Annotated in this window: 22 protein-coding genes; 5 read left to right on the top strand and 17 right to left on the bottom strand. The window is 60.6% G+C overall.

Annotated elements, in window-relative coordinates; genetic code table 11:
- Window positions 1-426 precede the first annotated feature (426 nt).
- The gene (locus tag JZ00_RS23550) at window positions 427-2,091 is read left to right on the top strand and encodes an electron transfer flavoprotein-ubiquinone oxidoreductase (protein WP_039593679.1); all 1,665 of its coding nucleotides are present in this window, start codon (window positions 427-429) and stop codon (window positions 2,089-2,091) included.
- A 93-nt stretch (window positions 2,092-2,184) separates the two neighbouring features.
- Here JZ00_RS23550 and JZ00_RS23545 read toward each other — a convergent pair whose 3' ends face one another.
- Window positions 2,185-3,075 carry an AraC family transcriptional regulator gene (locus JZ00_RS23545; protein WP_039593678.1) on the bottom strand — a complete coding sequence of 297 codons (891 nt, stop codon included), beginning with the start codon at window positions 3,073-3,075 and terminating at the stop codon, window positions 2,185-2,187.
- Window positions 3,076-3,254: 179 nt separating this feature from the next.
- On the opposite strand from JZ00_RS23545, the gene JZ00_RS23540 reads away from it, so the two are divergent.
- Window positions 3,255-4,307, top strand: a complete 1,053-nt coding sequence (locus JZ00_RS23540; RefSeq protein WP_039593677.1) for an NAD(P)-dependent alcohol dehydrogenase — start codon at window positions 3,255-3,257, stop codon at window positions 4,305-4,307.
- Between the two features lie 6 nt (window positions 4,308-4,313).
- Here JZ00_RS23540 and JZ00_RS23535 read toward each other — a convergent pair whose 3' ends face one another.
- From JZ00_RS23535 to JZ00_RS23515, 5 genes are all read right to left on the bottom strand, one after another.
- A complete protein-coding gene (locus JZ00_RS23535; RefSeq protein WP_039593676.1) occupies window positions 4,314-5,117 on the bottom strand; it encodes an IclR family transcriptional regulator in 804 nt (267 codons plus the stop codon).
- 58 nt (window positions 5,118-5,175) lie between these two features.
- Window positions 5,176-6,486, bottom strand: coding sequence for an MFS transporter (locus JZ00_RS23530; RefSeq protein ID WP_039593675.1), 1,311 nt, complete (start codon window positions 6,484-6,486; stop codon window positions 5,176-5,178).
- Between the two features lie 111 nt (window positions 6,487-6,597).
- Window positions 6,598-7,746 (bottom strand): galactonate dehydratase, encoded by a 1,149-nt coding sequence (dgoD, locus tag JZ00_RS23525; protein ID WP_039593674.1) that lies wholly within the window; start codon window positions 7,744-7,746, stop codon window positions 6,598-6,600.
- Window positions 7,747-7,795: 49 nt separating this feature from the next.
- Window positions 7,796-8,416: a 2-dehydro-3-deoxy-6-phosphogalactonate aldolase gene (locus tag JZ00_RS23520; protein ID WP_039593673.1), complete on the bottom strand. Its 621-nt coding sequence runs from the start codon at window positions 8,414-8,416 to the stop codon at window positions 7,796-7,798.
- Window positions 8,417-8,435: 19 nt separating this feature from the next.
- A complete protein-coding gene (locus JZ00_RS23515; protein ID WP_039593672.1) occupies window positions 8,436-9,419 on the bottom strand; it encodes a 2-dehydro-3-deoxygalactonokinase in 984 nt (327 codons plus the stop codon).
- A gap of 189 nt (window positions 9,420-9,608) precedes the next feature.
- Between JZ00_RS23515 and JZ00_RS23510 the strand changes: the two genes are divergently transcribed.
- Window positions 9,609-10,241, top strand: coding sequence for a glutathione S-transferase family protein (locus tag JZ00_RS23510; protein ID WP_039593671.1), 633 nt, complete (start codon window positions 9,609-9,611; stop codon window positions 10,239-10,241).
- Here JZ00_RS23510 and JZ00_RS23505 read toward each other — a convergent pair whose 3' ends face one another.
- Window positions 10,242-10,724 carry a GNAT family N-acetyltransferase gene (locus JZ00_RS23505; protein ID WP_014339485.1) on the bottom strand — a complete coding sequence of 161 codons (483 nt, stop codon included), beginning with the start codon at window positions 10,722-10,724 and terminating at the stop codon, window positions 10,242-10,244. It abuts the gene before it with no gap.
- Window positions 10,725-10,890: 166 nt separating this feature from the next.
- Here JZ00_RS23505 and JZ00_RS23500 point away from each other — a divergent pair, with 166 nt between their 5' ends.
- Window positions 10,891-11,235: a hypothetical protein gene (locus JZ00_RS23500; protein WP_039593670.1), complete on the top strand. Its 345-nt coding sequence runs from the start codon at window positions 10,891-10,893 to the stop codon at window positions 11,233-11,235.
- A 30-nt stretch (window positions 11,236-11,265) separates the two neighbouring features.
- On the top strand, window positions 11,266-11,646 hold the full coding sequence (locus JZ00_RS23495) for a Rho termination factor N-terminal domain-containing protein (protein ID WP_039593669.1): 381 nt from the start codon (window positions 11,266-11,268) through the stop codon (window positions 11,644-11,646).
- A 140-nt stretch (window positions 11,647-11,786) separates the two neighbouring features.
- Here JZ00_RS23495 and araH read toward each other — a convergent pair whose 3' ends face one another.
- From araH to JZ00_RS23445, 10 genes are all read right to left on the bottom strand, one after another.
- Window positions 11,787-12,755, bottom strand: a complete 969-nt coding sequence (gene araH / locus JZ00_RS23490) for an L-arabinose ABC transporter permease AraH (RefSeq protein WP_039593668.1) — start codon at window positions 12,753-12,755, stop codon at window positions 11,787-11,789.
- Between the two features lie 10 nt (window positions 12,756-12,765).
- Window positions 12,766-14,310: an L-arabinose ABC transporter ATP-binding protein AraG gene (araG, locus tag JZ00_RS23485; RefSeq protein ID WP_039593667.1), complete on the bottom strand. Its 1,545-nt coding sequence runs from the start codon at window positions 14,308-14,310 to the stop codon at window positions 12,766-12,768.
- A 75-nt stretch (window positions 14,311-14,385) separates the two neighbouring features.
- Entirely contained in the window at window positions 14,386-15,390 is a 1,005-nt protein-coding gene (locus JZ00_RS23480; protein WP_039593666.1) for a substrate-binding domain-containing protein, read from the bottom strand.
- A gap of 174 nt (window positions 15,391-15,564) precedes the next feature.
- Entirely contained in the window at window positions 15,565-16,383 is an 819-nt protein-coding gene (locus tag JZ00_RS23475; RefSeq protein ID WP_039593665.1) for an SDR family oxidoreductase, read from the bottom strand.
- A 237-nt stretch (window positions 16,384-16,620) separates the two neighbouring features.
- A complete protein-coding gene (locus JZ00_RS23470) occupies window positions 16,621-17,496 on the bottom strand; it encodes an SMP-30/gluconolactonase/LRE family protein (protein ID WP_039593664.1) in 876 nt (291 codons plus the stop codon).
- A complete protein-coding gene (locus JZ00_RS23465; RefSeq protein ID WP_039593663.1) occupies window positions 17,496-18,239 on the bottom strand; it encodes a FadR/GntR family transcriptional regulator in 744 nt (247 codons plus the stop codon). The genes JZ00_RS23470 and JZ00_RS23465 overlap by 1 nt, the downstream gene beginning before the upstream one ends.
- Window positions 18,240-18,371: 132 nt before the next feature.
- Entirely contained in the window at window positions 18,372-18,932 is a 561-nt protein-coding gene (locus JZ00_RS23460; RefSeq protein ID WP_039593662.1) for a DUF1285 domain-containing protein, read from the bottom strand.
- A 15-nt stretch (window positions 18,933-18,947) separates the two neighbouring features.
- A complete protein-coding gene (locus JZ00_RS23455; RefSeq protein ID WP_039593661.1) occupies window positions 18,948-19,553 on the bottom strand; it encodes a DUF4823 domain-containing protein in 606 nt (201 codons plus the stop codon).
- Window positions 19,554-19,656: 103 nt separating this feature from the next.
- The gene (locus JZ00_RS23450) at window positions 19,657-20,625 is read right to left on the bottom strand and encodes a GTP 3',8-cyclase MoaA (protein WP_039593660.1); all 969 of its coding nucleotides are present in this window, start codon (window positions 20,623-20,625) and stop codon (window positions 19,657-19,659) included.
- A gap of 138 nt (window positions 20,626-20,763) precedes the next feature.
- The gene (locus JZ00_RS23445) at window positions 20,764-21,402 is read right to left on the bottom strand and encodes a TetR/AcrR family transcriptional regulator (RefSeq protein WP_039593659.1); all 639 of its coding nucleotides are present in this window, start codon (window positions 21,400-21,402) and stop codon (window positions 20,764-20,766) included.
- Window positions 21,403-21,646 lie beyond the last annotated feature (244 nt).

Below are 21,646 nucleotides of genomic sequence, written 5' to 3'. Positions count from 1 at the left end.
CGGGAGTGAAGACCATTCGTCAGTGATGACCGATGAGTCATTCATTATCGCGGCGTGTAAACTGCGCGTCGCAACCACGCAATACGTCACTTCGTGCTGCCTTCGCCCTGTTTTTAGAGGTGCTCTTGGAACCAACAGTCAGCCTACGGCGAGCGCAAAACCGCCCGTATCTTGACCGGAACGCCTATTCCGGTCAATACGGCAAAATGGTCAGTCATAAGCCGTACGTCAGTGATTTATCAGGCCTGCGGCAATTTCAAACAAACGTTTGTATTGGACCCTGAGAGTGGTGTAGATATAATGCGCCGCTTAAGAGAGACCCGCGTCTCATCCATTGTCGCTTTCGTCGCTTCGCGAAGGAAACAACGGATGCAACGCCAAACCTCCAATTAGAAAAAACTGTGAGCCTTGAGTAGGAGATAGCCTGTGGAACGCGAATACATGGAATTCGACGTGGTCATCGTCGGTGCCGGCCCCGCTGGCCTGTCTGCCGCTTGCCGACTGAAACAGAAGGCCGCCGAAGCCGGTAAGGAAATCAGCGTCTGCGTGGTCGAAAAAGGTTCCGAAGTCGGTGCGCACATCCTCTCCGGCGCGGTGTTTGAACCCCGCGCCCTGAACGAACTGTTCCCGGACTGGAAAGAACTTGGCGCGCCACTGAATACGCCGGTCGTACGCGATGACATTTATGTCCTGAGAAACGCCGAGGCCGCGAGCAAAATCCCTGACTTCTTTGTGCCCAAGACCATGCACAACGAAGGCAACTATATTATTTCCCTGGGCAACCTGTGCCGCTGGCTGGCCCAGCAGGCCGAGAACCTGGGCGTGGAAATCTACCCCGGCTTCGCCGCCCAGGAAGCGCTGTTCGACGAAAACGGCGTGGTGCGCGGGATCATCACCGGCGACCTGGGTGTCGACCGCGAAGGCCACCCGAAGGAAGGCCTCTACACCCCTGGCATGGAATTGCGTGGCAAGTACACGCTGTTCGCCGAAGGCTGCCGTGGCCACATCGGCAAGCAATTGATCAAGCGCTTCAATCTGGACAGCGAGGCCGACGCCCAGCACTACGGCATCGGCCTGAAGGAAATCTGGGAAATTGACCCGGCCAAGCACCAACCCGGCCTGGTGGTGCACACCGCCGGCTGGCCGCTGGACATCATGGGCACCGAGAACACCGGCGGATCCTTCCTCTATCACCTGGAAAACAACCAGGTGGTGGTCGGCCTGATTATCGACCTGTCCTACAGCAACACCTTCCTGTCGCCGTTCGACGAGTTCCAGCGCCTCAAGCATCACCCGGTGCTCAAGCAGTACCTGGAAGGCGGCAAGCGCGTCAGCTACGGCGCCCGTGCCATCTGCAAGGGCGGCCTGAACTCGCTGCCGAAGATGGTCTTCAAGGGTGGTGCGCTGATCGGTTGCGACCTCGGCACCCTGAACTTCGCCAAGATCAAGGGCAGCCACACTGCCATGAAATCCGGCATGCTCGCCGCCGAAGCCGTGGCCGATCGCCTGTTCGCCGAGTCCGAAGGCGGTGATGAACTGACCGCCTACGTAGACAGCTTCAAGAGCAGCTGGCTGTATGAAGAATTGTTCGCCAGCCGTAACTTCGGCGCGGCGATTCATAAGTACGGCGCGATCGTCGGTGGCGGTTTCAACTGGCTCGACCAGAACATTTTCGGTGGCAAGATCCCGTTCACCCTGCGCGACACCAGGCCGGATTACGCCTGCCTGAAACCGGCGGCAGAGTGCAAGAAGATCGACTACCCGAAACCGGACGGCAAGATCAGCTTCGACAAGCTCAGCTCGGTGTTCATCTCCGGCACCAACCATGAAGAAGAACAACCCTGCCACCTGAAGCTGACCGACCCGAGCATCCCGATCAGCAAGAACCTGCCGCTGTACGACGAACCGGCCCAGCGCTACTGCCCAGCCGGCGTGTACGAAGTGATCACCAAGGAAGACGGTGAGAAGCGTTTCCAGATCAACGCCCAGAACTGCGTTCACTGCAAGACCTGCGACATCAAGGACCCTGCACAGAACATCACCTGGGTCACCCCGGAAGGCGCCGGCGGCCCGACTTACCCGAACATGTAAGCCGACACGCTGAACATCGAGGCTCCCGCAATGGGGGCCTTTTTATTACCTGCAATCCAACAAACACCGCTCCCACAAGGGATTTTCAAAGACTCAGGCGGCGCGCTCTTCCCCAGGATTGCGCTCGAAGTAACGCTTGTACTCCCGACTGAACTGCGACGGGCTCTGATACCCCACTTGATGCGCGACCTGGGCCACGCTCATGCCCTCACAGAGCAGCAGCCGCTGGGCCTTGAGCAGGCGCAAACGCTTGAGGTACTGCACCGGCGACAGCAAGGTGCTGCGCTTGAAATGCTCATGGAAGGTCGAAGCGCTCATGTTCGCGCGACTCGCCAGCGTCTCGACGTTCAGCGGCTCGGTGAAGTGCGCATGCAAATGGCTCAGGGCTGCGGCAATCCGGGCGAACTGGCCCTGCTGCTCCACCAGCGCCCGCAGCACATCGGCCTGGGGCCCGCGCAACACGACGAATAGCAATTCCCGTAGCCGCGCCTGGCCCATGACTTGGCATTCCAGTGGATCGTGCAGGCAGCGCAACAAGCGTTCGACACACCCTCGCATGGCATCATCGAGCACTGCGCAGGTCATGGATTCCGGCGTCTGGGGCGGCAGATTCCGACCTGGCATCAACCCCATGGCCAGCACCAATTCCCCCAACATCGCCCGGTCGATCGCAACGGAAATGCCATACAGCGGAGCATTGGGCATGGCGTAGGTTTCGCATTCGAACGGCACCGGCAGGGCCTGGATCAGATAATGCCCCGCGCCATATTCCATTGTCCGCGGTCCCAGGTACGCCAGTTTGCTACCTTGGGCAATGATCACCAGGCTCGGCTCGTAGAGCTGCGGGCCACGGGCGACGTCCTGGCTGGCGCGCAGCGCGTGCACGCCAGGCAGTCGCGTAGGGACAAAACCGTCGCGGGTCGCCAAGGGTTCTATCAGCGAAACCAGCGTGGCATTGGCATCGAGATGGCGGGTCAACAACATGGGCGAAAACTTCACGAAAAATGGGATGAAACCATCATCGCAGGTCTGGCGTCACATGGAATCAAATCCTGGCCAACGCCGGAGGATTAGGCATGACAGGCGTAGGATTCACCATCGCCGCCTGCCGCCATGCCTCCCAGAATGAACCCCTCACCGTTCACTGCTCAGCGAGGTCCATCATGTACACAGCCATCGGATATGCCGCCCAATCGGCCACCACCCCCCTCGCCCCCATGAAGTTCGAGCGTCGCAGCCCGCGCGCCGACGATGTGTCGATCGATATTCTCTACTGCGGGGTCTGCCACTCCGACATCCACCAGGCCCGCAATGAATGGGGCATCGCCGTTTACCCGTTGATGCCCGGCCATGAAATCATCGGAAAAGTCACCGCCGTCGGTGCGAATGTCACCGGTCACAAAGTCGGAGATCTGGTGGGCGTGGGCTGCATGGTCGACTCCTGCCGTGAATGCGAAGCGTGCCGGGCCGACCTGGAGCAATACTGCCTGGAAGGGATGACCCAGACCTACGCCAGCCCGGACCGCATAAGTGGCGGCCACACCATGGGCGGCTACTCCGACAGCATCGTGGTCAGCCAGCACTTTGTACTGCGCATCCCGCAGACACTCGACCCAGCCAGCGCCGCGCCGCTGCTCTGCGCCGGCATCACCACCTATTCGCCGCTCAAGCACTATGGCGTGAAGGCCGGTGACAAGGTCGGCGTGCTGGGCATGGGAGGCCTGGGCCACATGGGTATCAAGTTTGCCAAGGCCATGGGCGCCGAAGTGACGCTGTTCACCCGCTCGGCAAGCAAGGCCGAGGAAGCCCGTCGCCAAGGCGCGGATCATGTGATCGTGTCCACCGACGCCGAACAGATGGCGGCCGCTGCCGGACGTTTCAACTTCCTGCTCGACACCATCCCGGTGCAGCACGACCTCAACCCCTACCTCGACACGCTGCATTTCGACGGCGTGCACATCATCGTGGGCCTGGTCGAGCCGGTCGACCCACCGGTACACGCGGCAAAGCTGATCATGGGTCGCCGAGTGCTGGCCGGCTCGCTGATCGGCGGTATCGCAGAAACCCAGGAAATGCTGGATTTCTGCGCCGAGCACAACATCAGCTGCGACATTGAAATGCTCGACATCCGCCAGATCAACGAGGCCTACAGCCGCATGATCGCCGGGGATGTGAAGTACCGCTTCGTCATCGACATGGCGACACTCAAGGCCTGACGTTCGTCAAACCTTGGCGCCCAGTTCCGCCGACAGCCGGGCTGTAACCCCTTTGACCAGGGGGATCAGCTCGGCCATTTTTTCCAGCGGCATGTAAGGCACGGTGCTGGCGATGCTGATACCGGCGACGATGCGCTTGCCGGCGTCACGGATCGGCGCCGCCACACAACGGATCGACGGTTCGTTGTCCTCTAGGTCGAAGGCATAGCCCCCCGCCACATACTCCACCATTCGTTGCTGGAACTGCTCCCAGGATTGCTCCTGGTGCTGGGGCCAGAACTGATTTTTCCCACCCGCCGGCAGGCTGATTTCATACAGCCGTTTCCATTGCTCCTGGGAGTCATCGAGCATCAGGGCCTTGCCGATCCCGGTCCGCGCCAACGGCATGCGATGGCCCACACGCGAGCGCATTTCCGGGCCGTTGCGCCCCGGATTTTTCAGCAAGTACAAGACTTCGTCGCCCTCGCGAATCGCCAGGTGAACGGTGTCCCCCGTGAGCGCCGACAACTCGTCCAGGTACGGCCCCGCCAGGCTGACCAGCGGCAACTCTTCCCGGGCCTGGAAACCCAGCTCGATCAACTTCGGCCCCAGCAGGTAACCCACTTGCGGCACCACGCGCAGATAACGTTCATCCACCAGACAACTGGCCAGGCGATGGGTGGTGCTGCGGGTGGTGCCGATCAGCCGGGCGATTTCCTTCAAGTCGCGGGCGCCACTGGCGACCGCCTGGACCACGCCCAGGCCGCGCAGCAATGTCTGCGTGCCGGTAGGGGCGGCATCCTTGATAGTTTTTGGATCGTCTTGCTGCATGGCGGCCTTCAACAGTGAGCGGGGAACGGGCGGCATTATGGTCGCCCGTCCCGTCGGACTACAACTCGATGCGCTCGACCTTCCCGACCAGCAGGATGTAGGACAGCGCGCCGGCCAGTGCGAGCACCGCGATATAGGTGATGGCCGGGGCAAACGAATCGCCGCTGGCGAGGAAGCCAATGACGATCGGCGTGGCGATGGCCGCCAGGTTACCGATGAAGTTGAACACCCCGCCGGTCAACCCGAGCAACCTTGCCGGCGCCAGGGTCGACACCAGCGACCAGGTGATCGATGCCAGGCCATTGCCGAAGAAAGCCAAGGCCAGGAATGCGATGACCAGCGGCGTCGATTCGACGTAGTTGGCGCCGATGATCGCCGTGGAAATCAACAACCCACCAATGATTGGCAATTTACGCGCGAACCCCACCGTGGCGCCGCGGCGAATCAGCCAGTCGGAGAAGAACCCGGAACACAGCACACCAACAAATGCCGCGAGGAATGGCAACGACGCCAGCAAGCCGGACTTGATGAAGTCCATGCCGCGATATTTCACCAGGTAGGTCGGGAACCACGTCAGGAAAAACCACAGCGTGGAGTTCAGGCAGAACTGGCCCAGGTAGATGCCCCAGAGCTTGCGTTGGGTCAGAACGATACCCAGATCGGTCCAGCTGAATTTGGCCTTGACCTTGGCGGTCTCGGCCTGGATATCCACCAGCCCGCCGCCTTCGCGGATCAGCTCGATTTCGGCGGCGTTGGCGCCTTTGAAATCCCGCGGCTCGCGATACACCGCGTACCAGATCACCGCCCAGAGAATGCCCACCGCGCCCGTGGCAACGAACACCATGTGCCAACCAAACGCGTGCTGCAGCCACGCCAGCACCGGGGTCAGGAATGCCAGGCCGACGAACTGTCCGGAGGTGTAGAAACCGATCGCCGTGGCTCGCTCGCGCTCGGGAAACCAGGTAGTGACCACGCGACTGTTGATTGGATAGGCCGGCGCCTCCAGGGCACCAACGGCCATGCGCAGCACGAACAAGGCAATGAAACTGGCGGCGAAACCGAGCATCACCGTGGCCACCGACCACAACAGCAACGCCACGCTATAGAGGATGCGCGGCGGCACCCGGTCCACCAGCCAGCCGCCGGGGATCTGCATGGCGGCGTAGGTCCAGCCGAACGCGGAAAAAATCAGCCCGACGTGGATCGGGTCAATGCCCAGGTCGCTGGTCAGTGCGGGGGCGGCAATCGAGAGGTTGCTGCGGTCCAGGTAGTTGATCACCACGGTGATAAACAGCAGGACCATGATGAAAAAACGCTTGCGGCTGGGCGTCACCAACGACGCCTGCGCGCTCAGGGTGTGCGCTTGCATGTGAGGTGCCTCTTTTTATGTTTATTGAGGGCGAAGCTAATGAGCGATCACGTCAACCACCGTGGCGAGGCGGCTTGCTCCCTCGCCATGGAAATGTGGGCTCCGAGGCAATCACCACTCGGCAAAACTGCCATCGGCATGGCGCCAGATCGGGTTGCGCCAGCGGTGGCCGATGGCCGCGCGCTCGATGACGTATTCCTCGTTGATCTCAATACCCAGGCCGGGACCGTTCGGAATTTTCACGAAGCCCTGGTCGTAGTCGAACACTCGAGGATCCTTGATGTAGTCCAGCAGGTCGTTGCTCTCGTTATAGTGGATACCCAGGCTCTGCTCCTGGATAAACGCGTTGTAGCAAGCCGCGTCCAGTTGCAGGCACGCCGCCAGGGCGATCGGGCCCAGCGGGCAATGCAGCGCCAGCGCCACGTCATAGGCCTCGGCCATGTTGGCGATCTTGCGGGTTTCGGTAATGCCGCCGGCGTGGGACGCGTCCGGCTGGATGATGTCCACGTAGCCTTCGCTGAGTACGCGCTTGAAATCCCAGCGCGAGAACAACCGCTCGCCCAGGGCAATCGGGGTGCTGGTCAACGGCGCCAGGTCCTTGAGGGCTTCGTAGTTTTCGCTGAGCACCGGCTCTTCGATGAACATCAGTTTGTAGGGGTCGAGTTCCTTCATCAGCACCTTGGCCATCGGCTTGTGCACCCGACCGTGGAAGTCCACGCCGATGCCGACGTTCGGCCCCACCGCATCGCGCACCGCCGCCACGTTGGCCAAGGCCAGGTCGACTTTTTCGAAAGTGTCGAGAAACTGCAGCTCTTCGGTGCCGTTCATCTTCACCGCGGTGAAGCCCCGCCCTACCGCCTCTTTCGCCGCTCGAGCGGTGTCCGCCGGCCGGTCGCCGCCGATCCAGGAGTAAACACGGATCTTGTCGCGCACCTGGCCGCCCAACAAATCGCTGACCGACACGCCCAAGGCCTTGCCCTTGATGTCCCACAACGCCTGGTCGATACCGGCCAGGGCGCTCATATGAATGGCGCCGCCGCGGTAGAAGCCGCCGCGATAGAGCACGGTCCAGATGTCTTCGATATTGCGTGGGTCTTTGCCGATCAGGTAGTCGGACAATTCCTCGACGGCGGCCGCCACCGTGTGGGCACGGCCCTCGACCACCGGCTCACCCCAACCGGTCACGCCCTCGTCGGTTTCGACCTTGAGGAAGCACCAGCGCGGCGGAACGATAAACGTGGTCAGCTTGGTGATTTTCATCTTGTTGTCTCTCTTGTCAGATGCAGCGCGCGGGGCGCTGGAAAAGTCTTCAGTTCAAGGCATTCCATGCGGCCACGTAGGCCTTGGCGCGCACCGCCACTTCATCCGCTGTCAGGCCCGGCTTGAACAGCCCGGAACCGAGGCCGAAACCCTTGACGCCGGCTTCGACGAACACCGCCATGTTGTCCGGGGTAATCCCGCCCACCGGCACCAGTACGGTCCCGGTCGGCAACACCGCAAGCCAGGCCTTGACCGCCGCCGGGCCCATTTGCTCGGCGGGAAACATCTTCAGCACATCAGCGCCCTCGGCCAGTGCGGCGAACGCTTCCGTCGGCGTGGCGACGCCCGGCGACAGGTACAGCCCCGCCGCTTTCGCCGCCCGCAACACCTTCGGATCGCTATGAGGCATGACGATCACCTGGCCGCCAGCGGTTTTCACCTGCTCGACCTGTTCCGGCGTGAGCACGGTGCCGGCACCGATCAGGCAATCGGCGGGCAAGGTACTGCGCAGGATGCGAATGCTTTCGTACGGCTCAGGGGAATTGAGCGGCACTTCGATGACACGAAATCCAGCGGCATAAAGGACTTCGCCGATAGATGCCGCTTCCTCGGGGCGCAGGCCGCGCAGGATCGCGATCAGCCCGTTATGCGCCAATGCTTGTGTGAGCATGTCAGGTCTCCAGTCAGGTTTAACGCGATGCGGTGGATTCGAGCAGCCCGGCCGCCACGGCCAGCTGCCATAAACCGCGCTCGGTGGCCTGTTCGGCCAAGGTCACCCGGGCGAAACCGCAGGCATCGAGAGCCCGTTGGTAACGGGCACACAATTGAGAGTTGCCGATCAGCACCACCGTCGGTAAGTGAACGCTGTTACGTCGCTGACGCTGCACGGCGGCCAGGGCCGTCAGCTCATGGCCGATCAGCACACCCGACAGATAGTCGGCCTGGGCGCTCGCGCCGAGCTCGCCAGTCAGGCCCAGGCTGCGGGCGCTGAACACGGTGGACAACGGGCCGATTTCCCCGTCCGCCGACAGCGCGACCTGTACGCCACGATCGAAAGCCACGCCGTCGAACGCCACGTCTCGCTGCTGGGTACGGCCGAGGATGCTGTGGTCACTGAGCACGGCGAAGATCTCGCCGGTCATGAAGGTGTCGAAATGAACGATGCAGCCGTCGGCTACCTCTACCCATTTCGAATGGCTGCCCGGCAAGCCGATCAGCACCGCTTCGTTCGGCAGGCTATGCAACGCACCGAGTACCTGGGTTTCTTCGCCGCGCATCACATTGGGCAGCCGGGAACGCTGGATCACGCCTGGCACGATGTGAACATCTACACCACGAAGGCTCCGAATGACTTGTAGGGAATGTCCGAGATTGGCGACGTTTGCCGGCGTATCGCAGTAAGGCGCTTCTCGCCAACCTTGGGCGCTGCCAACCATGCCGCAAGCGATGACGGGCAAGCCTGGCTGCGCATCGAGCCAGTCGCCGCAGGCTTCATCGAAGGCCAATTCAAAACCGTCGGTGCAGACCTGGCCGGCCACGGTTCGCGGCCCGGACGGCAACTGCATGATCCCCGACGACAGCGAACGCTGTTCGAGCACCTCGCCTCCCGCGGCAAGTTTGTAAGCCCGTAATGAGGTGGTCCCCCAATCGAGCGCGATCAATTGCGCCTGCATCCGCTTCACCTGTTTTGTTTATTGGACAGTGAGTGAGGCGGACTATAAACCCGGGCACCATAAAATCTCAATATATAAATATCACTCCCATATATTGGGATTTTTATAGCAACGGTAAAACTATCGCCATCCACCCCCAGCCCCTGCTACGTTTCTAATCGGAAAGCCAGACAACTCAGGGAAAAAGTGATGGGACAGACGCTGAAGATCCTCGGCCGCACCTCCTCGATCAACGTCAGAAAAGTGTTGTGGACCTGCCAGGAATTGGAAATCGCCTACGAGCGCGAAGACTGGGGCATCGGCTTTTCCTCGACCCATGATCCAGCGTTCCTGGCGTTGAATCCCAACGCCCAAGTGCCGGTGATCATCGACGAGAATGGCGTGCTCTGGGAGTCGAACACCATTTGCCGCTATCTGGTGGGCAAGCACGGGCGCACCGATCTGCTTCCCAACGAACCTGCCGCACGAGCGCGCATCGAGCAGTGGATGGACTGGCAAGCCACGGAACTCAATCCGTCATGGGGTGATGCGTTCTATGGGCTGGTGCGCAAACACCCGGATTTCCAGGACCCGCAACTCATCGCTGCCGGCGTCAAAGGCTGGAACGAAAAAATGGGGTTGCTGGAACAACAGCTGAACCACACTGGCGCTTACGTGGCTGGCGCGGACTTTTCCTTAGCCGACGTGCTCATTGGCCTGTCCGTGCACCGCTGGCGCCAGACGCCCATGGAGCGTCCGGATTACCCAGCGGTAGCCGCCTATTGCAAGCGGCTCGAACAGCGTCCCGGATTCACGGAGTACGCGTCCGACTCATACGCATGATCAATTGCCGTTGGCAAAATCGCGCAGCACCTTGCCATCCATCCGATAGCGCACCCACTCTTCCTGCGGTTGCGCGCCGAGGGATTTGTAGAACTCGATGGCCGGGGTGTTCCAGTCCAATACGCTCCACTCGAAGCGACCGCAATCGTTGTCGCAGGCGATCTTCGCCAAATGCCGCAACAACGTCTTCCCTGCCCCGCCACCGCGCTGCTCTGGCGTAATGTACAAGTCTTCGAGGTACAGGCAGTTGCTGCCCAGCCAAGTGGAATAGCTGAAGAAGAACACCGCGAAACCGATCGGCACGCCATCACGCAGGCAGATCAACCCGTGGGCCGTTGCGCCCTCGCTGAACAGGCTGCGCTCGATGTCGGCAACACTGGCGATAACTTCGTGGCGGGCCTTTTCGTAATCGGCCAATTCGGTGATGAAGGCTAGGATTTGAGGCGCATCGCTGGGTTGCGCAGGACGGATCTCGATGGACATGTACGGGCCTTGTCGCCAATTGAAAGCGCCATACTAAGCCGCCAGGCGGCGCTCGTCACATCTTCTGCAGACAACTTCCACAGCGCCGTTCGTCGCCCCTCTGGCACCAACCCCGCTGCAGCGCGGCCAAAAATCTGGCAAGCATTCCAAAATTGGAGGCGACACCATGATCAATTCAAGGCTGACTGCATTCACCTTCGCAGCATTGATATCTTCGGGGGCTTTCGCTGCCACGACCAGTGGCACCGGGCCGACCGACCCGGTTCAGGCACCCAATTCACCTGCCACCCAAGGTTTACCCAAGTTGAATACTGATGGCACGGGCGGCACCTTGAACAATGGCCAGCCGCCCGCCACCGGCACCGATCCGCGGGTCCAAGGCAACGACACCGGCCGTCAAGGCGGGATGAACACACCGGACTCCACCACGCCCGACAATGCCGATACCGGTGTGGGTTCGAAAACGACCACCGGAGGTTCGGGTTCAGAAGGCGGCGCCGCCAGCCAGTAACTTTTCCCAGACGTCGAGGAGTACGGTCCCATGCCTCGTGGAAGCAAAGACAAATACACCGACAAGCAAAAACGCAAGGCCGAGCACATCGAAGAGAGCTATGAGCAAAAAGGTGTTTCGGAAGGCGAAGCCGAGGCTCGGGCCTGGGCGACGGTAAACAAGCAGTCCGGAGGTGGTGAGCGCTCTGGCGGATCCGGAAAGAAAAAACCGGCCGAGGCGAAGCAATCCGACCGTAAGGAATCCGCGCGCCGCGCAGCCAAGTCGCGCGAAGGCCATCCGCGCACCAGCAATGCCTCCCATGAGGCCCAGACCGTGGACAGCCTGATGAAGGAAGCCCGGGCAAAGAACATTCCCGGGCGTTCGAAGATGCGCAAGCAGGAGTTGGTTGAGGCGTTGCGCAAGGCGAGATGACTGTTGGCGCCAGGGAGGACGCCTTCGCGAGCAAGCCCGCTCCTACACCGGTTTGCGCTGTGCCGAGACCTTGGCCCCTGGCACAAACCCTGTGGGAACGGCCTTGCTCGCGATGGCGGCGAGTCAGCCTCCGTTGACCTTCAACGCTGCTTCAACCGGTCAATTACCACCGCCAGCAACAGAATCGAGCCGCGGATGACGTATTGATAGAAGGTGTCGATGTTCTTCAGGTTCATCGCGTTCTCGATGATCGCCAGGATCAGCACGCCGGCGATGACATGGCGAATCATGCCGATGCCGCCGCTCAACGAAACACCGCCCAGTACACAGGCCGAAATCACGGTCAACTCGAAGCCCTGGCCAATCATCGGCTGGCCGGAAGTCATGCGCGACGCCAGGATCACCCCAGCCAGAGCGCCAATCGAGCCATGCACGGCGAAGATGATGATCTTGGTCCGATCAACGTTCACCCCTGCCAACAACGCGGCTTCCTGATTGCCACCAATGGCCATGGTGTTGCGCCCGTAGGTGGTGTAGTTCAGCAGCCAGCCGAAAAACAGGAAGCAGGCGATGGTGATCAGGATCGGCACCGGCACACCGAACATCTGGCCGTTGCCGAAGACGAAGAACGATTCCTGGGACACGCCCACGGCTTTGCCGTCGGCAAAAATGTAGGCCAAGCCGCGGACGATCTGCATCGTCGCCAGGGTGGTGATCAGTGCATTGACCCGCAGTTTTGCAATCACGATGCCGTTGATCAGGCCGACGATCAGCCCCATCACCAACGCCGCACTCACGCCCAGAAGCATGCTGTCGGTATCGCGCATCACCACAGCTGCAACCACGCCGGCACAAGCAATCACCGAACCCACCGACAAGTCGAAATGCCCGGAAGCCAGGCAATACAACATGGTGCAGGCCGCGATGCCGGTGGTGGAAATCGCCAGGCCCAGGCCGCGCATGTTCAGAGGCGACAGGAAGTTGTCGATCAGCAGGGTGCAGAGCACGAAGATGCCGACGGCCGCCAGCAGCATGACCCAGTCATCGAGGAAACGGCGCAGGTCGAGGGGCTTGCGTGCCGTTGGCAGGGCATTGTTTTGAATGGTCATGATTTACCTCTCAGTTCGCCGCGTCGGCAACGCGTTGGCGCGGCAGCGCCAGTTGCAGCAGGTTGGATTCGTCGGCCTGGTCACGTGGCAACTCGCCGCGCATGGCCCCTTCACAGAGCACCAGGATCCGGTCGGAAATGCCCATCACCTCCATGAGGTCGCTGGACACCACAATCACCGCGATGCCATCGGCCGCCAGGTTGTGGATGATCTGGTAGATCTCGGCCTTGGCGCCGATATCGATGCCACGGGTCGGTTCGTCCAGCAGCAGGACTTTCATCGGCATCGACAGCCAGCGGCCCAAAATCGCCTTCTGCTGATTGCCGCCGGACAGGTACATGATTTTCTGGCTGGCCGCTGGGGTCTTCACTTTCAACGACTTGATCTGCTTGTCGGCATTGCCCCGCTCCCAGTCGCCACGCAACAGGCAGCCAAGCGCGGAATGCGCCGGACGAGCGCTGATGTTGATGTTCTCGCCCACGCTGCCCAACGGGATGATGCCTTCCTTCTTGCGATCTTCCGGGCAGAGCAGCACGCCAGCGGCGATGGCATCCCGGGGTGAACGCAGTTTCAGTTCCTTGCCATGCAGCACCAGGCTGCCCTCGCTCTGGCGCTCCAGGCCACTGAGCAAACGCAGCAACTCGGTACGACCGGCGCCGACCAGCCCGAACAGGCCGAGGATCTCGCCCTTGTGCACCTGGAAACTCACCGGTTCGCGCAAACCCGGCCCCAGCAGGCCCTTCACTTGCAGCGCCACATCGCCGCGCTCCCGAGGGCGATAGTCATAGATGTCCTGGATATCGCGACCGACCATGCAGGTGACCAACTGATCGTGGGTCAGCTCGCTCATGTTTTCGAAGGTCCGGACATAACGGCCGTCCTTGAAGACCGTCACCGCGTTACAGATGCGGAACACCTCTTCCATGCGGTGGCTGACGTACAGCACCACTTTGCCCTCGTCCCGCAGGCGGGCGATGATTGCCATCAAACGGTCGATTTCCCGGGCCGACAGGCTGCTGGTCGGTTCGTCGAAGGCAATGACATGGGCGCCACGGGACAAGGCCTTGGCGATTTCTACCAGTTGGCGTTGGCCAAGGGACAGGCGACCGACTTTTTCCTGCGGGTCGATTTCGTCCGCCAGGCCTTTGAGCAGCGTCAGCGCCTGCTGGCGCAGCACGCCACGATTGACCAGGCCGAAACGCGCCGGCAAATGGCCAAGGAACAGGTTTTCCGCGACGGTCATTTCCGGCACCAGATGCAGTTCCTGGTGAATCACCGCCACACCGCTGGCAATGCTGTCGGCGGTGCCTTTGAACGCCATCGTCTGTTCGCCGATCTGCAAGTCACCGCTGCTCGGAATGTAGGCGCCACCGAGAATCTTGAGCAAGGTGGACTTGCCCGCGCCGTTCTCGCCCATCAAGGCATGAACCTGCCCCGGATGCGCGACGAAACTGATATTGGCCAGCGCCTGCACGCCGGGAAAGGACTTGCCGATCCCGTTGAACCGCAAGCTGCCGCCGATGCTGTGTTGCCGTGTCGCTGTTTGCGCTTGCATAACCACCTCGAACTTACAGAGATCAAGCGACCCGATCACGCTTGTGACCGGGGCCGCTTTTGAATCAACCGACCGTCAGTTCCACAGGCCGATCTTTTCCAGCTCTTGCTTGAAGTTCTCCCGGGTGATCAGCGTCACCTCGTCCATGGCGGTGTACTTCGGCGGTTCCTTGCCGGCGGTGATCCACTCGTACATCATTTCGGCAGTCTTGTAGCCTTCGATGTGCGGGCTTGGCAGCATCGAACCGAAGAAGCCACTGTTCGGTTTCTTCAGCTCGCCGATGGCGTCGGTGCCGTTGATGCCGATACCGATCACGTTGGCTGCCTTGAACCCGGCTGCTTCGGTGGCGCGCACGCCGCCCAGCACGGTGTTGTCGTTCATGCCGCCGATGATCAGGTTTTTCGCGGCGCTTGGCAGCTTCACCAGCGCCGAGTTGGTGGAGTCCATGCTGCCGGGAACGTCGAGGGTCTTGAGCGCAGCGAACAAGATATGGTCTTCCGGCATCCCGGCTTTTTTCAGGGCATCGACCGAACCGTCGGTGCGCTTCTTGCCAGTGTCCAGTTCGTTATAGGTGTTGATCACCGCGTAAGTGTCTTTCCAATCCCAGTTGCGCTTTTTCGCTTCAGCGGCCATGGCGGCGCCTTGCTTCTGGCCGACCTCGAACGCGGCCATGCCCAGGTACGGCACGTCTTCCATGAACTTGCCTTTGGAATCGACGAAACGGTCGTCGACGGCGATCACCTTGAGGTCGTTGAGTTTGGCCTTGGCCATGATGGCCGGGCCGAGGGACACGTCCGGCGGGCAGATCACGAAACCCTTGGCACCGTTGGCGGCGAGGCTGTCGATGGCCGAGAGGGTCTTCTCGCCGTCAGGCACGGCGATCTTGATCAACTCAAAGCCTTTATCCTTGGCCGCCTTCTCCGCGAACGCCCATTCGGTCTGGAACCAAGGCTCCTCCGCCTGCTTGACCAGGAAACCGATTTTTACCGCTTCGGCCGCCAGCAAGTGGCTGCTGAGGCTGAACGCGGTCACCGCCAGGGCGGCGCGACACAGGGAACGGATCCCACGACGATGTTTCATAGCTGACTCCTTGTTTTTTTATTGAAAGCCAAACGTCCAGGGATCTGCTCCACCGTCGGTGGATTTGCGCAGGCTGGCCGGTCAAAACGTGTTACTGCACAGCATAGGTTTAAATAGTCATATCGTATGATGATTGGATTACAGGCGAAGTTTCCTACCGCAATCCAAGAATATTCAGTCGTGGTACATGACCGAACGTCCACCATCGATGGTGATGCATGAGGCATTGATAAACGGTGCTTCGTCACTGGCCAGGAACACGGCCGTCATCGCCACTTCGATCGGCTGCCCGATGCGCCGCGGCGGGTGCAGGTCCAGTGCGCGCTGGCGTTCGGCCTGGGGATCGGCGAAACCGTTCCAGTAATCGATGTTCAGTTGCGTCTCGATGTAGCCCGGCGCGATGGCATTCACGCGCACGCCCTTGGGTGCGTACTCGATGCCCAGGGCACGGGTCAGGCCCAGTAGGCCATGCTTGGCGACGGGATACGGGAAACAGCCAGGAATGATGTGGGACGAATGGGTCGACGCGATGTTGATAATGCTGCCCGCGCCCTGCTCGATCATTTGCGGCAACACGGCCTTGCAACCGTACCAGGCGCCATCCAGGTCGATGGCGAAGCAACGGCGCCAGTCCTCTTCGGTCATTTCCAGCGGATCGCGGAACACATTGACGCCAGCGCAATTCACCAGCACGTCGATGCGACCGTGCAGCTCGACAGCCCGGCGGGCCATGGCGTGCAAATCCTGCTGGTTCGAAACGTCGGCTTTGAGCGCCTGCACATCCGCGCCCTGGCCGCGCCAATGAGCGGCGACGGCTTCGACCTTGTCAGCCTGGATATCGCTGATCACCAGCCGGGCCTGTTGCGAAGCGAACGCCGCGACAATGGCCTCGCCGATGCCTTGGGCTCCGCCAGTCAACAGCACGACCTTGTTTTTCAGTCGCTCGCCCTTCACAGGTTCAGGCACGGGCGGCAAGCGAAGCGCTTCAGCCATGGACCGCGTCTCCTGCACGAAAACACGACAAAAACCGGCCATCTACCGATGGCCGGTGCAAAAGCTGTCGAGTCAACACTGATTCGCGAACGCCGCTGGGGCGGGCGGGAGAAAAACGATGCATCACTTCACCTGTGTTGTTTTTTTAAGTGTGAGTGCGTATTGCTGATGGAGCCGACTATAAACCCGACCGCCAAATAATCTCAATATATATATTTACATCCCATATTATGGGATCTATCCCGCAAACCGCGTGCAAGCCATACCCGGTACATCGACGCGCATGGACAGCACCGCACCGTCCAGCGGATGGCCCAGTGGGCTCGCCGCGCTGGTGATGTAGAGCGTCTTCAGGTCTTCGCCACCGAACACACAACTGGTCGGGCGACTGACCGGTAGTTCGATCACCCGATCGACCTGCCCGTCCGGGGTCAGGCGCAACAGGCAACTGCCGTCCCAGCGCGCGTTCCAGATATAGCCCCGTGCATCCATCGCCGAACCATCCGGTCCGCCACGGGAATGGGGTCCGAACCAGACTTCAGCGGGCGCCAGTTTTCCATCGGGGTAGATAAAATGCCGATACAGCGTTCCGTCCAGGCTTTCGCCAAAATAGACCGTCGTGCCATCGGGGCTCCACAACAACGTATTGGGAATGCCCAGGCCACGCAGCAACGGCATCACGCGACCGTCGCCGCCGACACGGAACAGCCCGCCGGAGCGTCGCTCGATGGGCAAGTCTTCGCCATCCTCACCGATGTTGTTCTGCATGGTGCCCAGCCAGAGTTGGCCCAAGGCATCGCAGCGGGCTTCGTTGGCGCGATTGCCTGGCTGGGGGTCCGCCATGCACAGCAACTTCAGACGCGGTTCCAGGCCTGGCGAATCCAGGTCCAACCGGTAGACGCCACTGCTCAGCGTCACCAGGGCATCGCCGCTCTGGGTCGGAATGAACGCGGAGATGTGTTCTGGCATCTGCCATATCTGCACATTCTTGCCGATCAGCCGCAGGGCTTGCTTGCCGGCGATATCGACCCAATACAGTGCCTGGGTCGGCTCATCCCAGAAAGGCCCCTCGCCGAGCTTTGCCCGATGCTCCGTCACCGCCGTCCACTTCATCAAAACCTCCTGTTCCCGGCTTTGCCGGCGTTGTCTGTTCGACCGGCCATTACATCGGGGTAAAAACGCTTGATGGCCAGGTCTGCGTTATCGATCAGCGTCATGCAGGCCCAGACGCCTCGCGTCGCGTCCCGGGCCGCGATGGCTTCGGCGATATCCTTGTGGATCGGCAAGGTGCGACGCAATTCGTCAGGGTCGGCGGCGGACACCTCGAACGAAACCGCCAGCAACGCGCCGAGGGCCGGGACCATTTGTTCGATGAATTGATTATGGCTGGCCGCGAGGATGCATTCGTGAAAGAACTGGTCGGCGCGGTTGTAATCCGCACCGCTGTCCACCGCCCGCTCCAGCGCATGATAGGCCAGGCGGATCGCCTGCACCTGGTCTGCCGTCGCCCGTTCACATGCCCAGCGCACCGCCATGGGCTCGATGGTACGGCGCAGGTCCAGCAAATCGTCGACGAAATTCTCCGGCAACCCGCTGCGTGACAGCCAGCCCACGACTTGTGGATCAAAGAGGTTCCAGCGGCGCACCGGCAGTACCCGCGTACCGACCTTCGGCCCGACTTCCAGCATGCCTTTGGCGACCAAGGTCTTGATGGCTTCGCGAATGACCGTGCGGCTGACACCCAGTTGCTCGCCCAAGTCTGCTTCGACCTTGATGGTTTGCCCAGGCTTGACCTGGCCGGCGGCGATCCAGCCCCCGAGCCAATCGACGGTCGATGCGTGAAAACTGCTGGACATGGATACCCCGTGGGCGTTTTTTTGTTAGGCGCCCACGCTAATCATCATATGATTGGGTGTCAATTTGAATTTTTGCATTCTCACCTGTGGGGCGAGCTTGCTTGCGATAGCGGCGCCTCGGTGCCCAGAGGGTCAGGGCTCAAGGCCGATGGGGAAAAACTCGCCGCCACTCCAGACGCCCAGCCATCGTTGCCCATCGATCTCGCGGCTCACGGCCAGCTCCACCAGTTGATAGAAGACATTGCGATGGATCAGCGCTTCGAGATTGCTGCGCACATGAACATAGGGTGCCGGTTCCTGGGTCTGCAGATCGATCATCACCCGCATTGGATGTTCGGGGCCGGCCTCGGTGGTTTCATCGACATTGGTGGTGAAGCGCAACAACTGCCCTTCGCCGTTCCCTTCGACCTCCAGGGTCACGGCCACAAACGGCGCGTCATCGACCTTGATGCCGACTTTTTCCACAGGGGTAATCAGGAAGTAATCATTGCCGTCGCGGCGAATGATGGTGGAGAACAGCTTGACCATCGGCTTGCGTCCGATGGGCGTCCCCAGGTAATACCAAGTGCCATCGCGGGCGATGCGCATGTCGATGTCGCCGCAGAAGTCAGGGTTCCACAAGTGGACCGGCGGCAGGCCTTTGCTCTTGGGGATCTGCCCCAGCAGGTCATTGGCTTTTTGCGGTCCGCTCATGGTGCCTCCTTCTATTTATTCGTTGCTCATTCCCAACAAGCTGCGGGCATACTCACGCAACGGCGCGGCAATGAGATCCTGTGGCTGCTTGTCGTGCAACGTCAGCAAACCGCCACGGCTCTTGATGCGTGCAGTATCAATCAAATACTGGGTGCTGGTCTCGATCAACATGATTTGAATCACACTGGTGTCGACACCCAGGCGGTCCACCGCCTCTTCATCCAACCATTCGTCGGTGTTGCCGATGCGGTTGTCCGCCTTGGCGAAGCGGGTGTAAAGCAGGTAATGGGCACCAGCGGCCCGCGCCTCGCCCATGGCTTGGTCGAGGCCTTCGGGGACCCGGGCGCGACGAACCATGGGGAAATATTCGATGAAACCATTGAAGGCTTCTTCAGCCACGACATTGGGCCGCGGATAGGCGCTGCCTGGCGGAGCGAAAGCTCCTTGGGCAATGTAGATGAAGGAATCCGGCTGAATGCGCAGGTTGTTCACACGGCGGCTGTCGCTATGGTCCAGCAGGCCGGCATCGCTCATGTGATAACGAACGCCCTCCCCCATATCGCTGACATTCATGCAGCCACCAAGCGTCAAAACGGTCAGCAGCAAAAACAGGCTACGCATCCTATCCTCCAAAAACCGGTGACGGAAAACCGGCGAATGGCCATTGGATGCAGCTTTTGCGCCAGTCCTTGGGCTGATTGGATTTTCAGCTTGGAAAGCCCACTTAACCGCCAATGATCTTCATGATGGTTGCGCCACCGGAGAACGCCACTTCTTGCTTGTCGCCCAGCGCCTTGACCAACAGGCGCTGGAGCGCCGGCAGCGCCTGGTGACGGGGCTTGTCCAGCAGATCGCCGACGTAATGACGGTTGCTCGACGACAGACAGCCGTGCAGCCAACCGGTGGAAGACAAGCGCAGCCGCGAACAGGTCCGGCAAAACGGCACGCTTTCGTTGGCGATCACGCCGAAGTGCCCCAGCCCGGGAATTTCGTAGCGCACCGCCGTGGCATCGACGGGCGCATCGGCTTGCAGATATTCGTACTGGTCGCCAATCAGGGCCAGCAGTTGCTGGAGGCTGACGAACTGCTGGAGAAACGCATTGGAGTCCTTGGCCAGGTGGCCCATGCGCATCAACTCGATGAAGCGCAACTCGTAGCCACGCTCAAGGCAGTACTCGAGCAACGGCATGACCTGATCGAGGTTCTGCCCGCGCAGCGGCACCATGTTGACCTTGATCTTCATGCCCGCCGCCCCGGCCTGCTCCATGCCATCAAGCACCGTCGCCAGGTCGCCTCCACGGGCGATGCTGCGAAAGGCGATGGGGTCGAGGGTGTCGAGGGAAACGTTGATGCGGCGGATACCGGCGTTTACCAGCAAGGGCAGCTTCTTGGCCAGCAATTGTCCATTGGTGGTCAGGCTGATGTCCTCGAGGCCCATCTGCCCTACCGCCGTCATGAAACGCTCGAGCTTGGGGCTGACCAGCGGCTCACCACCGGTGATGCGCAACCGCTCGATTCCGGCCGCTTCGATCAGGTAGGCCACGCCACGTGCCATGGCCTCAGCCGACAGTTCATCCTGCGCAGCCACCAGCCGCTTGCCATCAGGCACGCAGTAGGTACAAGCGTAATTGCAGGCTGAGGTCAGACTGATCCGCAAATTGCGAAAACGCCTGCCTTGACGGTCAACGATCATGGATCACTCCGGCGAAAGAAAAATCGAGCCCGTAAAAATTGACCTAGAAATCAGGTTTTCGCAAGACCCAAGCCTGAGTATATTCCTGGGGCACTGCGCCACGTAAGCGGACATGGCGCAATCAAGCAGCTGAATGCCTCAACTGCTCGGGGTATCGGTATCGCGCTTGCGCTTGTTGCCCATGCGCACCCCGATATCCATCAGGAACTGGAAGAAGCCTTCCTGGTCTTCCAGCACATTGCTCCAGAACGGCGAGTGGTACAGCGCCACGGCGCCGTGCACCAGTGCCCAGGCAGCGCAATAGTGGAAATAAGGGGGAACGTCTTCGAGCTTGCCTTCGCTGATCCGGCCCTTGATCAACAGGGTCAGGCGATCGAAGTTCGAGGCACGGATCTTGTGCAGCTCCTCGACCATCTCCGGTACCTGGTTGCCCTTGACCACCTTCTCTTCGAGGCGGTCGAACAAGCGGTAACGCTGCGGGTCGCGCATGCGGAACTCGAAGTACGCCCGGGACAGGGCCTCCTTGTCCTTATCGACATCGGCCGAATGCAACAGCTCGTTCAGATCCCGCTCGTAATCGAGCATCAGCCGCAGATAGATCTCGGCCTTGGATTTGAAATGCTTGTAGATCGTGCCTTTGCCGATACCCACGGCATCCGCAATCATCTCGACGGTGACGCTGTCTTCACCCTGATCGAGGAACAACTTGAGCGCGGTGTCGAGGATTTCCTGCTCGCGGCGACGAAACTCGCGGACCTTACGGGGTTCTTTATGCATAAGAAAAAGGTCTGAAGGGTCAAAATTCGAAGCCCGGTATTATGCCTAAATTACGCAAAAATGCACGGATCATCCGCGCAGGGCCATAGTTCTTCAGAAAACCGTGCGCCCCCCACTTCTGCGCTTAACCCCAGCGAGCCGCCCGGGCAGGCTTTGCTGGCAGTGAGAACTTATCCGAAGCGAAACTATTCCAAATCTGTTTAAAAACCACCCTGGTCAAACTGGACGCGTTGCCATAGTGATC

It is taken from the genome of Pseudomonas frederiksbergensis (assembly GCF_000802155.2).
Taxonomy (GTDB): Bacteria; Pseudomonadota; Gammaproteobacteria; order Pseudomonadales; family Pseudomonadaceae; genus Aquipseudomonas; species Aquipseudomonas frederiksbergensis_A.
Note: the sequence above shows the minus strand (reverse complement) of the source record. Positions and strands in the feature narration are given on the sequence as shown.

Coding starts and splice junctions, on each gene's coding strand:
- JZ00_RS23545 (WP_039593678.1), bottom strand. CDS start 3,075: ATGTTGTTGACCCGCCATCTCGATGCCAATGCCACGCTGGTTTCGCTG.
- JZ00_RS23540 (WP_039593677.1), top strand. CDS start 3,255: ATGTACACAGCCATCGGATATGCCGCCCAATCGGCCACCACCCCCCTC.
- JZ00_RS23535 (WP_039593676.1), bottom strand. CDS start 5,117: ATGCAGCAAGACGATCCAAAAACTATCAAGGATGCCGCCCCTACCGGC.
- JZ00_RS23530 (WP_039593675.1), bottom strand. CDS start 6,486: ATGCAAGCGCACACCCTGAGCGCGCAGGCGTCGTTGGTGACGCCCAGC.
- dgoD (WP_039593674.1), bottom strand. CDS start 7,746: ATGAAAATCACCAAGCTGACCACGTTTATCGTTCCGCCGCGCTGGTGC.
- JZ00_RS23520 (WP_039593673.1), bottom strand. CDS start 8,416: ATGCTCACACAAGCATTGGCGCATAACGGGCTGATCGCGATCCTGCGC.
- JZ00_RS23515 (WP_039593672.1), bottom strand. CDS start 9,419: ATGCAGGCGCAATTGATCGCGCTCGATTGGGGGACCACCTCATTACGG.
- JZ00_RS23510 (WP_039593671.1), top strand. CDS start 9,609: ATGGGACAGACGCTGAAGATCCTCGGCCGCACCTCCTCGATCAACGTC.
- JZ00_RS23505 (WP_014339485.1), bottom strand. CDS start 10,724: ATGTCCATCGAGATCCGTCCTGCGCAACCCAGCGATGCGCCTCAAATC.
- JZ00_RS23500 (WP_039593670.1), top strand. CDS start 10,891: ATGATCAATTCAAGGCTGACTGCATTCACCTTCGCAGCATTGATATCT.
- JZ00_RS23495 (WP_039593669.1), top strand. CDS start 11,266: ATGCCTCGTGGAAGCAAAGACAAATACACCGACAAGCAAAAACGCAAG.
- araH (WP_039593668.1), bottom strand. CDS start 12,755: ATGACCATTCAAAACAATGCCCTGCCAACGGCACGCAAGCCCCTCGAC.
- araG (WP_039593667.1), bottom strand. CDS start 14,310: ATGCAAGCGCAAACAGCGACACGGCAACACAGCATCGGCGGCAGCTTG.
- JZ00_RS23480 (WP_039593666.1), bottom strand. CDS start 15,390: ATGAAACATCGTCGTGGGATCCGTTCCCTGTGTCGCGCCGCCCTGGCG.
- JZ00_RS23475 (WP_039593665.1), bottom strand. CDS start 16,383: ATGGCTGAAGCGCTTCGCTTGCCGCCCGTGCCTGAACCTGTGAAGGGC.
- JZ00_RS23470 (WP_039593664.1), bottom strand. CDS start 17,496: ATGAAGTGGACGGCGGTGACGGAGCATCGGGCAAAGCTCGGCGAGGGG.
- JZ00_RS23465 (WP_039593663.1), bottom strand. CDS start 18,239: ATGTCCAGCAGTTTTCACGCATCGACCGTCGATTGGCTCGGGGGCTGG.
- JZ00_RS23460 (WP_039593662.1), bottom strand. CDS start 18,932: ATGAGCGGACCGCAAAAAGCCAATGACCTGCTGGGGCAGATCCCCAAG.
- JZ00_RS23455 (WP_039593661.1), bottom strand. CDS start 19,553: ATGCGTAGCCTGTTTTTGCTGCTGACCGTTTTGACGCTTGGTGGCTGC.
- JZ00_RS23450 (WP_039593660.1), bottom strand. CDS start 20,625: ATGATCGTTGACCGTCAAGGCAGGCGTTTTCGCAATTTGCGGATCAGT.
- JZ00_RS23445 (WP_039593659.1), bottom strand. CDS start 21,402: ATGCATAAAGAACCCCGTAAGGTCCGCGAGTTTCGTCGCCGCGAGCAG.